The 15,216-nt window shown below is 57.6% G+C and carries 14 protein-coding genes; 7 read left to right on the plus strand and 7 right to left on the minus strand.

Annotation, left to right across the window (positions count from 1 at the left end; translation table 11 throughout):
* Nucleotides 1-45: 45 nt before the first annotated feature.
* From NQT62_RS03525 to NQT62_RS03535, 3 genes are read right to left on the minus strand one after another with little or no spacing between them, the layout of a single operon-like run.
* Nucleotides 46-1,497, minus strand: coding sequence for an efflux transporter outer membrane subunit (locus NQT62_RS03525; protein ID WP_256763188.1), 1,452 nt, complete (start codon nucleotides 1,495-1,497; stop codon nucleotides 46-48).
* Between the two features lie 21 nt (nucleotides 1,498-1,518).
* Entirely contained in the window at nucleotides 1,519-4,647 is a 3,129-nt protein-coding gene (locus NQT62_RS03530; RefSeq protein WP_256763189.1) for an efflux RND transporter permease subunit, read from the minus strand.
* A 25-nt stretch (nucleotides 4,648-4,672) separates the two neighbouring features.
* Nucleotides 4,673-5,830 (minus strand): efflux RND transporter periplasmic adaptor subunit, encoded by a 1,158-nt coding sequence (locus NQT62_RS03535; RefSeq protein ID WP_256763190.1) that lies wholly within the window; start codon nucleotides 5,828-5,830, stop codon nucleotides 4,673-4,675.
* Between the two features lie 199 nt (nucleotides 5,831-6,029).
* Between NQT62_RS03535 and NQT62_RS03540 the strand changes: the two genes are divergently transcribed.
* Nucleotides 6,030-6,647 carry a TetR family transcriptional regulator gene (locus tag NQT62_RS03540; RefSeq protein ID WP_256763192.1) on the plus strand — a complete coding sequence of 206 codons (618 nt, stop codon included), beginning with the start codon at nucleotides 6,030-6,032 and terminating at the stop codon, nucleotides 6,645-6,647.
* Here NQT62_RS03540 and NQT62_RS03545 read toward each other — a convergent pair.
* Both NQT62_RS03545 and NQT62_RS03550 read right to left on the minus strand, forming a co-directional pair.
* Complete coding sequence (locus tag NQT62_RS03545; protein ID WP_256763193.1) at nucleotides 6,644-7,867, minus strand: MBL fold metallo-hydrolase; 1,224 nt, start codon at nucleotides 7,865-7,867, stop codon at nucleotides 6,644-6,646. The genes NQT62_RS03540 and NQT62_RS03545 overlap by 4 nt on opposite strands.
* Nucleotides 7,868-7,970: 103 nt before the next feature.
* Nucleotides 7,971-8,654 (minus strand): SDR family NAD(P)-dependent oxidoreductase, encoded by a 684-nt coding sequence (locus NQT62_RS03550; protein WP_256763194.1) that lies wholly within the window; start codon nucleotides 8,652-8,654, stop codon nucleotides 7,971-7,973.
* Between the two features lie 193 nt (nucleotides 8,655-8,847).
* Here NQT62_RS03550 and NQT62_RS03555 point away from each other — a divergent pair, with 193 nt between their 5' ends.
* The 6 genes from NQT62_RS03555 (at nucleotide 8,848) to NQT62_RS03580 (ending at nucleotide 12,455) form a co-directional block, all read left to right on the plus strand.
* A complete protein-coding gene (locus tag NQT62_RS03555) occupies nucleotides 8,848-9,495 on the plus strand; it encodes a hypothetical protein (RefSeq protein ID WP_256763195.1) in 648 nt (215 codons plus the stop codon).
* A 106-nt stretch (nucleotides 9,496-9,601) separates the two neighbouring features.
* Nucleotides 9,602-10,378, plus strand: coding sequence for a hypothetical protein (locus tag NQT62_RS03560; RefSeq protein WP_256763196.1), 777 nt, complete (start codon nucleotides 9,602-9,604; stop codon nucleotides 10,376-10,378).
* A 74-nt stretch (nucleotides 10,379-10,452) separates the two neighbouring features.
* Nucleotides 10,453-11,112: a carbonic anhydrase gene (locus NQT62_RS03565; RefSeq protein WP_370569120.1), complete on the plus strand. Its 660-nt coding sequence runs from the start codon at nucleotides 10,453-10,455 to the stop codon at nucleotides 11,110-11,112.
* A gap of 83 nt (nucleotides 11,113-11,195) precedes the next feature.
* Complete coding sequence (locus tag NQT62_RS03570; RefSeq protein ID WP_256763197.1) at nucleotides 11,196-11,408, plus strand: hypothetical protein; 213 nt, start codon at nucleotides 11,196-11,198, stop codon at nucleotides 11,406-11,408.
* A 25-nt stretch (nucleotides 11,409-11,433) separates the two neighbouring features.
* A complete protein-coding gene (locus NQT62_RS03575; protein ID WP_256763198.1) occupies nucleotides 11,434-11,865 on the plus strand; it encodes a GNAT family N-acetyltransferase in 432 nt (143 codons plus the stop codon).
* A 2-nt stretch (nucleotides 11,866-11,867) separates the two neighbouring features.
* Nucleotides 11,868-12,455 carry a TetR/AcrR family transcriptional regulator gene (locus tag NQT62_RS03580; protein ID WP_256763199.1) on the plus strand — a complete coding sequence of 196 codons (588 nt, stop codon included), beginning with the start codon at nucleotides 11,868-11,870 and terminating at the stop codon, nucleotides 12,453-12,455.
* A 49-nt stretch (nucleotides 12,456-12,504) separates the two neighbouring features.
* Here the strand turns inward: NQT62_RS03580 and NQT62_RS03585 are convergent, their stop codons facing one another.
* Together NQT62_RS03585 and NQT62_RS03590 are read right to left on the minus strand one after the other, a co-directional pair.
* Nucleotides 12,505-13,248, minus strand: coding sequence for a hypothetical protein (locus NQT62_RS03585; protein WP_256763200.1), 744 nt, complete (start codon nucleotides 13,246-13,248; stop codon nucleotides 12,505-12,507).
* Nucleotides 13,249-13,413: 165 nt separating this feature from the next.
* Nucleotides 13,414-15,186, minus strand: coding sequence for an acyclic terpene utilization AtuA family protein (locus NQT62_RS03590; protein ID WP_256763201.1), 1,773 nt, complete (start codon nucleotides 15,184-15,186; stop codon nucleotides 13,414-13,416).
* Between the last annotated feature and the right edge of the window lie 30 nt (nucleotides 15,187-15,216).

Raw genomic sequence — 15,216 nt, forward strand, 5'->3', positions numbered from 1 at the left:
CATATATTTAACAAACAAACCCTCTTCTTGACCGCATTCGCGGGGTCAATTGGATGCGGTTTGCTCGGCCTCACGCTTGAAACCACCACCCAGCGCCCGGACCATCAGCAGAGTGGCACCCTGCTGCTGCTGCCAGGCTGAGGCCCAGCTCAATTGTGCAGCCAACAAATTGCGTTGTGCATCCAGCAATTCGAGCTGGTTGGCCACCCCGTTGTCCACACGCAATTGCGCCAACCGCACAACCTCGGTCAGTGTTTCAACCTGTTTTTGGCGAGCCGTCAGGCGTTCACGGGCCTCCCGTTGGGCCACGATGGCGTCGTACACCTCCTGGAAGGCCGTGCGAATGCTGGCCTCGTACTGCAGCACCGCTTGATTGCGGCGGGCCACGGCAGCATCGCGGGCATCAAACAAAGCACCTGCCTGGAAAATGGGCTGGGTAATTTGTGCCTGGAAGTTCCACACCTTGGCTGGGCCAGTAAACAAGTTTTCAAGCGCGAAGCTTTCACGCCCTGCAAATGCACTGAGGCCAATCGACGGGAAAAACGCCTTGCGCGCCACATTGAGGTTGGCATCGGCTGCGGCCAACTGCTGCTCAGCGGCCGACAAATCGGGCCTGCGCAAGAGCAATTCGGACGGGGTGTTTTCCGGCAGGATAAACAGTTTGGTGAGCTGCAGGTTTTCAACCTTCAGCGGCTGAAGCGCTGGGGGGTTGCCTGCCACAATCACAGCCAGCGCGTTCATGGCACGCGACAGCTGCTCCCGGGTATCGGGCAACTGGGCCCGCACTGACTGGTATTCGGCTTCGGTTTGGCGCAACTGCAGTTCGTTGCTCAAACCCACGTCATAACGCTGCTGGGCCAGCTTGTAAGCGGCCTCACGGCTTTGCAGGGTTTGCTCCAACACTTTCACTTGAAGGTCAAGCACGCGGATTTGGGTGTACAGCGATGCTGCGGTGGCTGCCACGCTGAGGCGCACACCCCGCATGTTGTAGCCCTGCTGCATGAAACTGGCGCGGGCTGCATCTTCCTGCGCAGAAATTTTGCCCCACAGGTCAAGCTCCCACGTGGCACCAATGCCCAGGCGGGTGCTTTCTGTCAGGTTATTGTTCACAAAGGGGCTGTTGGTGGACCGGCTGGTGCGCGCACGGTTCTCGGTAATCTGCCCAAAAATAGCTGGGTATTTGGCAGATTTGGCCAGGCCAAGCACCGCGCCAGCTTCATTCAGACGCTCGTTGGCCAGGCGCACATCGGTGTTGTTTTTCAAGGCCTGTTCAACCACCTGGGTCAGCACCGGGTCGTTCAACAGCAGCCACCAGCGTTCCTGGTCAACGCCATTCATGCCCACACCGGTTGTGCCCTCGGGCTGTTGCACCACCACTTTTTCAGGCTGTGCTTGGGGCTTGAACGTATTCAGCAACGGAATGTTGGATGCGCAGGCGGACAGCAGGGTCGCCACGCCCAGTGCAACCATTGTTTTGGGAAGGGTTGTTAACTTCATCTGGATCCCCTTGGTTTGGTATCAGGTTTCAATGATTTGTTCGTCTTCGCTGTCATGGTGACGACCGCCCTTCTTGCTGCGGTCGATCAGCCGGTAAAACAGCGGCACAAAGAAAATGGCCAGCAATGTGGCGGCGGTCATGCCACCCATCACCCCGGTGCCCACGGCGGTTCGTGCACCGGCGCCAGCCCCATGAGAAAACGCCAACGGAACCACGCCGAGAATGAAGGCCAGCGAGGTCATCAAAATCGGACGGAAACGCAAACGAGCCGCCTCCAGGGCAGCATCCATGGCGCTCATGCCCTCCGTGCGTTTCAACACCGCGTACTCCACAATCAAAATGGCATTCTTGGCAGCCAGGCCTAGCAACGTCACCAGGCCAATCTGGAAGTACACATCGTTGGGCATGCCCCGCAGCCACACGGCCAACAGCGCGCCAAACAGGCCAAATGGCATGGCCAGCAGCACCGACAACGGCAAGCTCCACTTTTCGTACTGCGCTGCCAGAATCAGGAACACCATGAGGGCGCCCAACACCAACGAGAAGCTCGACGAACCAGCTGACCGCTTTTCCTGGAACGATGCACCCGAAAAGTCGTAGGTGAAATCTGCGGGCAGCGTTTCCTTCGCAATCTCTTCAACCGCCTTCAATGCTTCGCCGGAACTAACACCCGGCGCACCACTGCCCAGCAACTTCACCGCCGGCAAATTGTTGAACCGTTCCAGCGTTTCAGGGCCCTGAGAGTACTCCACTTTGGAGAAGGCGGATATTGGGATCATCTCCCCCTTGTTGGAGCGAACATACAGGTTGCCGATGTCTTCCGGGTTGCTGCGGTATTGCTTGTCAGCCGACATCAACACCTGCCAGGTGCGGCCAAACTTGTTGAAGTCATTCACGTAATACGTGCCGAGGCTGGCCGCCAAGGTGTCAAACACCTCGTTGACATTCACGCCCATGGCGAGTGCACGCTCGCGATCCACATCCACAAAAAGCTGCGGGGTACCGGGCCGCCACAGGGTTTGCACACCGGCCAGGCGCGGGTCTTTGTTGGCCTTGGCCAAAAACGCACCCATCACCTGGGCCAGTTTTTCAGGGCCGCCTTCGCCCTTGTTCTGAATGTAAAACTCAAAACCACCGGCCGTGCCCAAACCAAAAATGGGGGGTGGCGCAAAGGCCAATACCAAACCTTCCTGTTCACCCGCTGTGCGGCCAAACAATTCGCCCACCAGTTGCTTGGTGTCCTGTTTGCGCTCATCCCAATGGCGCTGGGTAATGAACATGGTGGCGGCGTTGTTTTTAAAGCTGCCACCCAAGAAGTCAAAGCCTGTGAATGCCACGGAGTATTCATTGGCCGGGTTGGCCTGGGTAGCATCCAGCACACGCTTCACCACATTGTCGGTGCGCTGCAGGGTGGCACCGTCGGGCAAGAACACCGCCGCAATGTAATAACCCTGGTCTTCATCGGGCACCAGTGAACCGGGCGTGGCCTTGAACAAACCTGCGGTCAGCACCAGCATCACGCCGAACAACACAATGCCCAACACCGGCCGAACACTCAGGAATTTCACACCACCCACATACCGGTTGGTGAGGCGCGCAAAGCCGTTGTTGAATGCATCAAAAAAGCGGTTGGGGCGCTTGTGTTCCGACTTCAAAATAAGCACACACAAGGCCGGGGTGAGTGTCAGCGCCACAATGCCGGAAATGATCACGGCAATTGCAATCGTGATCGCAAACTGCCGATACAGTTCGCCGGTCAGGCCACCCAAAAATGCAATTGGCACAAACACGGCCGACAACACCAGCACAATCGCAATCACGGGGCCGGTCACTTCCTGCATGGCCTTGATGGCAGCAGCGCGGGCTCTCAAGCCCTCTTCGTGCATGATGCGCTCCACGTTTTCCAACACCACAATGGCGTCGTCCACCACAATACCGATGGCCAGCACCATGCCAAACAAGGTCAGCGTATTGATGGAGTAGCCCAGCATGTACAAGCCTGCAAAGGTACCGATGAGCGACACAGGCACCGCCAAAATCGGAATGAGCGTGGCACGCCAGTTTTGCAGAAACACAAACACCACGATGAACACCAGAATCATGGCTTCAGCCAGTGTTTTTACCACCTCACGGATGGACACTTTCACAAAGCGGGTGGTGTCATACGGCACCGCGTAGCTCAACCCTTCCGGAAAGCTCTTGGCAATGTCCTGCAGGGTGGCGTTTACATTGTCGGCCACGTCCAGCGCATTGGCACCCGGCTGCAAGAAGATACCCATCAGCGTGGCGGGTTTGCCATTGATGCGCCCCATGAAATCATAGTCTTTCGAGCCCAACTCCACGCGGGCCACGTCCTTCAGGCGCAGCGATGAGCCATCCGGATTCACGCGGATCAGGATGTTTTCAAACTCGGCCGGGTCAGCCAATCGCCCTTTGGTGGTGATGGTGTAGACCAGTTCCTGGTTGCTGGGGTTGGGGTTTTGGCCCACCTTGCCCGCCGCAAACTGGGCATTCTGCTCATTGATGGCCTGCGCAATGTCGCTGGCGGTGAGCTTCAACTGGGCCATGCGGTCGGGTTTGATCCAGATGCGCATGGCGTAGTCTTTCGCGCCAAAAATTTGTACGTTGGTGGTCCCGGGAATCCGCTTGATGCGGTCCAGCACGTTCAAGGTCACGTAGTTGGAGGTGTAAAAGTCATCAAACCGTCCATCATCGGAATAAAACGCCACCACCTGCAAGAAGGCCGATGAACCCTTGTTGACCGTCACCCCCTGCCGGCGCACTTCCTGCGGCAAAATATTTTCGACCTGCTTCACACGGTTGTTCACGTTCAGCGCGGCCTGGTCAGGGTCGGTGCCAATTTCGAAGGTCACCTGAATTTCCACCACGCCGCTGGAGGCGGAAGTGGAGCTCATGTACATCATGTTCTCCACACCATTGATGGCATTCTCGATGGGCGCTGCCACGGTGTCGGCAATCACACGGGCCGAGGCACCGGGGTACACCGCACGCACGGTGACCACCGGTGGCGCAATTTCCGGGTATTGGGCGATGGGCAACCCACGCATGGCGGCCAAACCCGCCAGCACGATAAAAATCGACAGCACAGCCGCAAACACAGGCCGGTCGATGAAGAAACGAGAAAACATGAATCAATTCCTTCCAGGCTGTGGCTTATTTAGCGTCAGGTTTTGCATCGGCAGATTTGCCTTTGGCTGCTTGGGGCTCATTGTTTGAGCCCGCCACCACCGGCTTCACGGGTGTGCCGGGTGGCGCTTTCATAAAGCCATCGGTGATCACCTTGTCGCCTGCATTCAAGCCACTTTGAACCACCCACTGGTCGCCACTCCACTGCGCAACCTGCACAGGGCGGGGGGCCACTTTGTTGTCAGGCCCGACCGTCATCACGATCTTGCCGCCCATGGGGCTTTCCAGCACAGCACGCTGTGGCAACAGCACCGCATTGGGTTGCACAGCGCCGCTCACACGCACCCGAACAAATTGCCCGGGGCTCAATATTTCTTTTCGGTTGTCGATCACGGCCCGTGCGTCCACCGTGCCGGTGGAAGGGTTCACACGCACATCCTTAAAGCTGAGCTTGGCGTTGAACTCAGTGGGTTTACCGTCTTTGCCCAGCACTTCAACCCGCAGCGCACCATCCTTGATATTGGCAGTACCGTTGGCCAATGCCGTGCGCAAAGCTTCCTGATCTTTCTCTGGAATACCGAAATTCACATACACCTGGTCCACCTGCGTCACGGTGGTCAACAACTCAGCCGGGCCTGACACCAAACTGCCTTCCGACTTCAGCGAGCGGCTGGCAAAACCTGTCACCGGCGACTCAACCCGGGCATAAGCCAGGTTCAAGCGGGCTTCACGCACGGCAGCACTGGCCACACCCAAATCCGCTTTGGCCACATCCATGGCCGATCGAGCCGCTTCAAGTTCTGACTGAGACACCGCTTTGCTTTCGCTCAGCGGTTGCACCCGCTTGTAATCCCGCTCGGTTTGTTCAGCGCGCACACGGGCTGCATTTTCGGTGGCCAGGGCACGGTTGAGTGCGGTCTGGTAAGGCGCATTGTCCAGGCTGTACAAGGACTGGCCTTGCTTCACACGCCCCCCTTCGGTGAATAAACGCTTTTCGATAATGCCGCTCACCCGGGCGCGAATTTCCACTTCGCGAATGCCGCTGATCTGGGCAGGGTATTCATAGGTCAGGCTCAAGTCTTTGGGTTGCACTTCCACCACAGGAACGGGCATGGCCTGGCCACCAGGGCCGGCCGCTGGGCCTTGCTGTCCGCCCTTGCCGCAAGCGGCCAATGCCAGTGCCATGGTTGTGATCAATACCCAATGTTTGTTTTTATTCAGTGACTTGCTATGCATGTGAGCCCCGTCTGTGGAGAAAAGAAGCCTTGCCCTCTTGTGAATGGCATGCTCCAAAATTCATGTTGCCTTAATGACCAAGAAGTCAGATAATACATACATACACGAGTGTATGTAAACAATTTTGCAATGTTGCGTCGGAAAAATTGTGGTCAGAAAAACCAAGGAAGAAGCCCAGGAAACACGCCACCAAATTCTGGATGCGGCTGAAACAGTGTTCTCGGAAAAAGGCGTTTCCCGCACCACGCTGAACGACATCGCCCAAGCTGCGGAGCTGACGCGGGGTGCGATTTATTGGCACTTCAAGAACAAGGCTGATCTGCTGGATGCCATGATGCGCCGGGTCACGCTGCCCATGGATGAATTTTTGGCGACAGCCGATGCCGACCCGGAAGTGTCTCCGCTGAACTACATTCGCGAACGCACCCTGCATGTGGTTCGCGTGTTGGCTGAAAGCCCGCAAACCCAGCGGGTGTTCGACATCGTGATGCACAAAACAGAACTGGTGGACGACATGCTGCCCATTCGGGATCAGCATCTGGAGGCCCGTCAGGGTTGTATTTCAGACATTCAGGGTGATATTGAACGGGCCATTCGCAAAGGTGAACTGCCAGCTGCATTGAACGCCTTGCAGGCCGCCATTGGCATTCACTCGCTGATTGACGGTCTGTTTGCCAATTGGGTACTCAATCCCAATTTTGACCTGGTTCAACAAGCGATGTTTGACATCGACAACTACCTGCACGGCTTGAAACATCGATGTTAGCGGCACCCGCCCGACCAGCGCGGGTCATTGATGTTAAACACCCGGGGCTTCATGTAATCCATGGGGTCGGTGAGGTAATCCAGCGCAGGTGGGCTGGGTAGGCTGGCCACCGCCTCACGCCAGGTTTGCTCATACGCCTTTGCTCCACCGCCAATGCCGGGTGCCCAAGCATCGTGGTGTGTGGGCAAGGCCAGCTTGGGGTGGGCTGCAGCCACATAGGCCAAGGCATCGCGGTAGGCGCTGGTCACCATGCCAAACCCCACGATCGCATTCAGCTGAACGTCCACACAACCGGGCAAGCGTGCTATCGCTTGTTGAATGGCCAGGCTGTCTGGGTTGCCGGCCTTCATGACCCCGGCTGAGTCGTGCCAAAACAGGGTGAAATCACCAAACTGAAAGTGGTAAGCCCAGGTGCCGCCATCCGGCTGGCCCACACCGCCATCGTCGCGCAGGCTGCCCAAAAATGCAGCCGTCTCTTGGGGGCTGGTGTTGAGATAGGTGGGGTAAGTCAGCACATCGGGAATGAATACCAAGGGGCGCCCGCCACTTAACAGATCCGTCGGCTCTGCCGCCGAATGGGTGTGGCGCAGAATGGTCACCTCCGGCAGGTCTTCCCACAATTTTAGGCTTTGTAAACTGCCAGGCTGGGTATTGGTGTCATCGCCCAGGTTCACGCAAGGGAAGGTGGCATTCAAGCCAGCATCGGCTGCGCGCTGGCGCGCCAGGTCACACACCGTGCTGCCCGCCACCACCACCGCACCGCTGTGCCCCGCCACGTAGCCCACATCGGCCGCATGGTCAAAATGGCCATGGCCCACCAAAATTGCTTCCGGCTTGATCGCAGCCAACTCCTCGCGCCCGATCGGCACATAGTTGGCATGCAGCCCCACAATTTCCCAGGCGTCGAGCAAAAATACATGGCCCTGCCCCGCCACAATAAAGCTGGAAACCCCCACCCACCACAATTTCACAGTGCTTTGATCGACAGCATTGGGGCCTAGAATGCGGTCGCGGGCAGCCTGCGTGACAGGGTCCACCTGGGGCGCTGCGGGCAAGGGTTTGAAGTTGTTCACCCCAAACACCTGTGGACGGGTTTCTGCGGGCTGAATATTGGCAGACGGCTGCTGCGCGCCCGGCGTTGTGCTGCCGTCCATGCAAGCAGAAACAGACCAGAGCGCCATGGCAGCGAAACAGGACAAAGCGAGGCGGGCGAGAAGCATGGTTGGATTGGCCAGGTGAATTGGATGTTGTACCCGACAGACCCGATAACGGATGTTGCCAAGCCAGCGCAGGGACCGCCCCCTTCAGATTCGACAGGCTACCTCAAACCCGCCCCACCACCGGAATACCGGCGCCGTGAATATCACGTGCGGCATTGGACAACAGAAACGCGATGACTTCGGCCAATGATTGGGGCTGCACCCAGGTTTCAGGATCAGCATCGGGCATGCTGTCGCGGTTGGCGGGGGTGTCGATGATGCTAGGCAGCACCGCATTCACACGGATGCCCAGTGCCTTGTTTTCTGCGGCCAGGCTCTCAGTCAGGCGCAACACAGCCGACTTGGCGGCCGCGTACGCAGCCATGCCCACGCCACCCTGTGCGGCAGCGGCCGAGCCCACATTCACAATGACTCCGCTTTGCTGAGCCTGGAATTGTGGCAATACGGCTTGGCACAGGTTGACGGCTGTGTGCACATTGGTTGCAAACAGGCTGCTCCAGGTGTCGAGGCTGCCCTCCGCCTGGGTTTCCCAGGCGAAACCTCCCGCAATATTCACCACCGCATCAATTTGACCGAAGTATTCCCAAGCCTGACTCACCACTTCCTGAGCATGCTCCGGCAAGGTCAAGTCCACATTGCCGATCGACACGGCATCGGTCTCGCCATCCCAATCGGGTTGGTTCAGGTCCACCAGCAGCAGCCGGTAGCCCGCCTGTCCCAGGTGGGTGGCAACGGCCTGTCCCAAGTTACCGGCCGCACCGGTGATGATGGCCACGGGGTTGTTCACAGTCCTCTCCTTGTCGTCTGAATGGGGTGCGCTCACAGGCGCGATGGGCTGAATTGTGACACGTCTGCCCACCCAGCAGCGGTTACGAAATCCCTTCATGCCCCCTCAGACGGGCCTCCCCATTCCGGGGCCACACCGCTTCGGGCAATGCGCCTGGCCAAGCGCCCCGCCGATGAACCTTCATGAGGAACGAATGTGGGGACCGACCATGTGGAGCGGATTATTTTTTGGATTGATCAGCCTGTTTACACCCCAGGCCTCGTTGCCCGACACCCAAGCCCTGCAAGGCGAGTTGCAGCAATTTGCACAGTACTTCCAGATTGATGCCCAACGGGTGAAGTTTCGGGACAGCCTGCTGAAAAACCCATCGCCGTTTCTGACTTATGGCGGCAGCAAAGCCTGTGTGGTCCACATCAACCACAACGACGATGCCAAGCGCGTGTGGTCTCACTTCGTGAACGCGGGGGCGGAAGGGGCCAGCCAGGCTTTTCTCGCCTTCTCCAGCGGGCATGAACTCACCCATTGCATGCTGGCAGAGCCCGGTCGCCGAGCCAGCGCCCGGCAAGCGCTGGAACAGCAATTGGGGGTGATGTTTTCCAGCAATACCCAGTTTGAAGAAACCCTGGCTGACTTGGTAGGCCTGGCTTATGTGGCCAAGGTCATGCCCGAGCAATACGCCGCCGTGCTGGACCGGTTGAGAGACATCCGCCAGGATTTCTCCGCCAGCGACCCGGAGCACAACAGCAGCAACAGCCTGCGTGGCGACCATGTGGCCTTTGCCGAGCAGTTGGTCGCACGGTCTGCAGCCAAGGGGCTTCAAGTGGCCCAGGCTCAACCCTAGAGCCCGAATCTGACAGCGTTGTCGGTAACTTTACCCTCCACCATTTGAAGGAAGCCCAAGGCGTTGAATTTGCTTCATACTGTTTCCACAATAAAAGGAGAGAGGGATGGAGCACACATTCACACGCTTGCTGCTGGCCACTTGCGCTGCAGCAGCTTTTGGCCATGCACAGGCAGACGACACCGGCCTGCTGCTCACCACCAGTTTTGACAGCCTGAAAGGCAAATTTGGTCAGGCCCGCGAAACCAAGGCCAGGTCATTCACGGTGGCTGCGACCTACGTGGGCGACGACTACCGGGCATCGGTGTATGTACCTTACATTTCCCTGGAAGGCCCCGGTACTTTTGTGGGCGGCACAGTGACTGGCAATGCTGGCAACGCCACTCGCAAGGTGAGCGGTGTCGGCGACATGCTGGTGAGCTTGTCCAAAGACCTGGTCGGCGGCATTTCTTCAAAAGGCTATGCATTGGCTGCCACGGGCCTGGTGAAATTGCCCACGGGCAACGAACAGGAAGGCCTGGGCACCGGCAAAACGGACTATGCCATTCAGGCAGACAACACCTACCGGTTCGACAGTGGTGTGGCCATCACTGGCACACTGGGCCGCCAGTATTATGGGCAAACGCCCACGCTGCCCCTGCAAGACGGCAACTACCTGACCCTGGGCACCAGCTTCCCACTGACCAACAGCGTAATTTTCAACCTGAATGCCAGCCGGCGAGACCGCTTGCTCAAAACCTCGGAAGAACGTCGCGAACGGTCGGCCTCCTTGATTTTTGCTGCCGGGAAAACCTCCGCATTCCAGTTGGGTTACACCACAGGCAGCACCACCGCCAGCCCGGACAGCGTGTATTCCTTCAGCTACATCGGTCAAATCGATTAAACAGGCTTTTGCACAGCACCGCCCAGTGTTGCACTGCGCTACACTGGGCACACTTCACCTTCGACGAGTGCCCTGTGCCCAAAGACCTCAATCACCTCTTGGCGTCCAACGCCGAATGGGCCACCGCCCAGGTTGACCGCGATCCCGATTTCTTCAAGCGTCTGCAAGACCAACAATTTCCCGAGTATTACTGGATTGGCTGTTCAGATAGCCGAGTGCCAGCCAACACCATTGTGAACCTGCAACCTGGCGAAGTGTTTGTTCACCGCAATGTGGCCAACCAGGTATTCCACGGCGACCTCAACGGGCAGTCCGCCACCCAGTTTGCCGTGGAAGTACTGCAGGTAAAGCACATCATCATTTGTGGCCATTACGGCTGCTCCGGGGTACGCATGGCACTGCGGGGTGACCGCATTGGCCTGGCGGATGCCTGGATTCGCCCCATCCACCAAATTGCACGGCACCATGGCCTGACCACCAACACCCCTGCCGACGAGCAGCGCCGTTTCGACCAGTTGTGTGAACTCAACGTGATTGAGCAAGTCAAGCGCATGTGCGAAAGCACCCTGATTGAAGACGCCTGGGAGCGTGGACAAGACTTGACCGTGCACGGCTGGGTTTACAGCTTGAAAGACGGGTTGGTGCGCAATCTCCACATCTCGATCGATTCCAGCACCAGCATTGACCAGGCGCACGCAAATTCCCTCGAAGCACTCAAAAAACGTTACAGCTGAGCAATTCTTCGACTAGAATGGGCTGAATAATTCAATCGTTTGTTTGAATTGTTGTTCATTCCAATTTCTAGGAGACAAGACTCATGGCATTTTCTACCCAATCCAAACTGGGCGACCTGCTGGACAACGACGCGACCAAAGCCATTCTGGAAAAGCACATGCCCGGCATTTCCACACACCCCCAGATCGGCATGGGCAAAGGTTTTCCATTGGCCGTGGTGGCCAACTTCTCTGGCGGCATGATCACCCCTGAAATGCTGGAAAAAGTCGACGCTGACCTGGCAGCACTCGGCTAATTCATGCGCCGATGGCCGACACGCCATGCTCAGAATTGACTGCGCAGGCTGGGACATCAACGGCGAGTGGGCCAAGCCCATTCGCCGTTCTGTTTTTATTGACGAGCAAGGCATCCCCGAACACGAGGAGTGGGATGACAGCGATGGAGTGAGCATGCATGCCATTGCTTGGATCAACGGACAGGCGGTGGGCACTGCACGCTTGTTGCCCGAGGGCAAAATTGGCCGCATGGCCGTGTTGCGCGAACACCGAAAGCACGGCATTGGCGCAGCGTTGTTGAACACATTGATCGGGAAGGCCCGGGCACAGGGTCACCCCACGGTGCGCCTGAGTGCGCAAGCACATGCTGTTGCCTTTTATGCACGGCATGGGTTTGTCACCAGTGGCGCACCACACGAGGAAGTGGGCATCCCCCACCAATGGATGGAATTGAATTTAAAACCTCAAAGGCATTGAACGTGGCAAAAACCAGCAAAGAACAGAAAGGCGATGACGGGCGTCGGGGCGAAATTGTTCGCGCCGCTGCCAAGTTGTTTCGGGACAAGGGTTACGATGGTGCCAGCATGCGCGCCATCGCCAACGCAGTGGGCATGCAGTGCGGCAGCCCCTTTTACCACTTTGCCAGCAAGCAGGACATTCTGGTGGCCGTGGTGGAGGAAGGCCTTCGGCAAGGCCTGGAAAAAACACGGGCGGTGGTGGACCCTTCGCTGCGAGCAGAGGCTCAATTCGCAGCCTTGGTCAAGGTGCACCTCAGTATCATTCTGGAACCGGGCAATGATTTCATTCCGGTAATGCTATACAACTGGCGCTGCCTGGACGCCGTGCACCAACGCCGGTTGATTGCCACCAAGGACGAATACGATGCCATTTGGCAATCGGCTGTCAACGGCTTGAGCGAGGCGGGACACTTGGGTGCTGACACCAAGTTCGCACGCCTGATGGTTCTGGGTGCGATGAACTTCATGGTGACCTGGTTCAAACCCCGCAAGGGTGAGAACCTTGACACACTCACCACCAAAGTGGTGGAGTTTTTCCTGTCTACTTGAATGAAAAAACCCGGCACACAGGCCGGGCTTTCTCAGGGTGCTCTGCATCTCAGCGCAACAAACCAACCAGCGATGTGGGGCGGGATGCCACCACGTTCTGGATCACGCTCGACGTTACGGCAGTCAGCGCGCTCAACTGACCAGCGCTCATCAGGCTGGCTGTGGTGCTGAGGTTGCCAGCGGCATTCAGGTTGGCCAAACCAGCCACATCCAGTGAACCGCTGCCAGCCGCATTGGCAGCCAAGTTCATGCCGCCCATTTGGTCGGCCAAGCCTTGTGCAGCACCCAATACTTTGTTGGTCACACCCTCAACCATGGCACCGCCTGTTTGGTAAGCTTGATCCAGCTTTGCCGCAGCAGCGTTCATGCCATCGCCATTCAATTCCAGGCTGGCGGTCAGGTTGGCTGCTGCAGAGGCGGAAGCCTGTTTTGCGGAATCTTGACCAGCATCCGAAGCCTGCTTGGTGCCCTGCTCTGTTTTTGCAGAGTCGGGGGTGCTGGGCGAATCGGTTTTGGCGGGTGTTGAATCCGCTGTGGGTGCAGGCGCTGGTTTGGCCTCAGGGGCTGGGGCGGGCTTTGCATCGCTGGTTGGCGCCGGTGCGGCTGGGGCACGAACAAAACTTACTTTGAATTCTGCATTGCCAGAACCTTGTGCAGCCGCCTGCTGACCTTGTGCATAGGCATTGGCAAAGGCGCTGCCCCAGCCCATCAGGCTGGCTTCAGCGGCGTAGGACACGGTGGGCAGTGTGAAAGCAGAAATGGCGGCAACCAAAGCGATTTTCTTGAAAGTCATGATGTGATCTCCGTTGAGTGGTGGTTCAGGCCCTGCGTTTGGCCCTACAGACACTTCAACGGAACCACTGTGTAGGAAAAAGATAACTAAGCTGAGGGGGCGCACATCCGGGGCTCTCCCCCCAACTGCGGGAGGATGCCCCCGAGAAATTCAATTACCGCGAATTCATTGTATGGGCATGGTGAGCACCACCTGTGCCATGGCCTTGCCCAATGGGTCGTTTCGCATGGAGGCCATGCCACCACCGTCCAGTGCACCTTCTATAACGAGGTTAATGGCCTGAACTTGAGGACACTCATAGAGGTGAATGGGTCCACCGACCCAATGCGCGAGATAAGCCTGTACACGGTCTGGGCGTGCCACGTATTTCAGCAGTTCATACCAAGCTGGTTTTCGGGCCACCAAACCCACGTTGCTGGTGTTGCCCTTGTCGCCGCTACGACCATGGGCAATCATGATCAGCGGCTTGCCCTTCAATTCCGCTGGAATGTCCACGGATTTGAATGTTGGGCTCACAGCATGAGCCTGTATACCAGCGACGCTGTTGACGGGATGATCGGGTTCTTGATAGTCCAACACCACATCACCAACGCTCACCTTGGGTACTTGCAAATGCTTGGGAACGAAGGTGCTGAACAGTTTCACCAAAGGCACCACATTGGGCCGACCCATGCCAAAGTTTCCGCTGGTACCGGGTGCATAACTGGTGCCTGCCGGAGCCACTTCGCGCGAAAAAATGGACAAGGCTTTTTTGTCCATGTGAGTCACTGCCACACGCAATACAGCTTCATGCCCCGCTGGTGTCTTGCTGTGGGGGCCGAGATCTGTCTCGGTGCCCAGCACTTCAATGTGAGCGCGGGTATAGTCTGCCAGGCCTTGTCGCTTGAACATGGCACGGGTACGTTCCAGAATCGCTTCGCCGGTGCGTCGCGCTTTGGCTGCGGCATCAAAACCCGATACAGACAGCAATCCGATGCAACGAAAACCCTCGGGATAGGTGGCGCACACTTTGTACAATTCACTCGGTGCAATGCCTTTGGCACCGGCAATCCGCACCCGGTTTTCGGCAGTCTGTGTCATGTGGACCGACGTGAAATCGCACACCACATCCGGCAACGCGTAGCGGGCTGGATCGTGAATTTCATACAACATTTGCTCGGTCGCCACAGCCACATTCACCAAGCCACCGGTGTTGTCCGGTTTGCTCAATTCAAAGCTGCCGTCCGCTTGCACATCCACCACCGGGTAACCAATATTCGCCCAATCAGGCACTTGTTCCCAGTCGGTGAACAGACCACCGGTTGCCTGCGCACCGCATTCCACCATATGCCCAGCCAGGCTGCCCTGCGCCAGCTGATCCAAATCCTGTGGCGTCCAATTGAATTCATGCACCAAAGCACCCAGCACCATGGCACTGTCGACCACCCGACCCGTAATCACGATGTCAGCGCCGGCTTTCAATGCTGCCGAAATCGGAAACGCACCCAGGTAGGCGTTGGCTGTCAAAAAAAATGGCGGCGCTGCCTGCCCAGTGTGCTGATCACGCAGTTCTGCGCCATCCCTGCGCAACTGTGCCAGTGTGGTGGATGCATCGTCGCCACTCACAACGCCAATCGTGACCTCGCAACCGGCGTCGCTCAGCGCCTGTTTCAGTGCACCGGCACAAGCCAGCGGATTCAATCCACCGGCATTGGCGATGATACGAATACCGCGAGCCTTGGCAACCGGTAGCGCTTTCTTCATCAACTCGACAAAGTCCAGCGCATACCCATGTTCCGGGTTTTTCATGCGCATGCCCGCCATGATGGCCAGGGTCAATTCCGCCAAATAGTCGTACGTGATGTACTGAATACCAGGCACGTTCAGCAACTGCTCGGTGCCCAGGCTGCTGTCACCCCAAAAGCCGCAGGCGCCGCCAATCTTGATGGTTCGGGTCATGGTGATTCCGAAAAAGTGCAAACAATGAAA

Origin of the sequence: Limnobacter humi, assembly GCF_024518835.1 — a bacterium.
GTDB lineage: Bacteria > Pseudomonadota > Gammaproteobacteria > Burkholderiales > Burkholderiaceae_B > Limnobacter > Limnobacter humi.

What these genes read in the sequence shown, in the direction of transcription:
- NQT62_RS03575 (WP_256763198.1), top strand. Translation starts at nt 11,434, where the DNA reads ATGCTCAGAATTGACTGCGCAGGCTGGGACATCAACGGCGAGTGGGCC.
- NQT62_RS03560 (WP_256763196.1), top strand. Translation starts at nt 9,602, where the DNA reads ATGGAGCACACATTCACACGCTTGCTGCTGGCCACTTGCGCTGCAGCA.
- NQT62_RS03590 (WP_256763201.1), bottom strand. Translation starts at nt 15,186, where the DNA reads ATGACCCGAACCATCAAGATTGGCGGCGCCTGCGGCTTTTGGGGTGAC.
- NQT62_RS03570 (WP_256763197.1), top strand. Translation starts at nt 11,196, where the DNA reads ATGGCATTTTCTACCCAATCCAAACTGGGCGACCTGCTGGACAACGAC.
- NQT62_RS03555 (WP_256763195.1), top strand. Translation starts at nt 8,848, where the DNA reads ATGTGGGGACCGACCATGTGGAGCGGATTATTTTTTGGATTGATCAGC.
- NQT62_RS03535 (WP_256763190.1), bottom strand. Translation starts at nt 5,830, where the DNA reads ATGGCACTGGCATTGGCCGCTTGCGGCAAGGGCGGACAGCAAGGCCCA.
- NQT62_RS03530 (WP_256763189.1), bottom strand. Translation starts at nt 4,647, where the DNA reads ATGTTTTCTCGTTTCTTCATCGACCGGCCTGTGTTTGCGGCTGTGCTG.
- NQT62_RS03545 (WP_256763193.1), bottom strand. Translation starts at nt 7,867, where the DNA reads ATGCTTCTCGCCCGCCTCGCTTTGTCCTGTTTCGCTGCCATGGCGCTC.
- NQT62_RS03525 (WP_256763188.1), bottom strand. Translation starts at nt 1,497, where the DNA reads ATGAAGTTAACAACCCTTCCCAAAACAATGGTTGCACTGGGCGTGGCG.
- NQT62_RS03585 (WP_256763200.1), bottom strand. Translation starts at nt 13,248, where the DNA reads ATGACTTTCAAGAAAATCGCTTTGGTTGCCGCCATTTCTGCTTTCACA.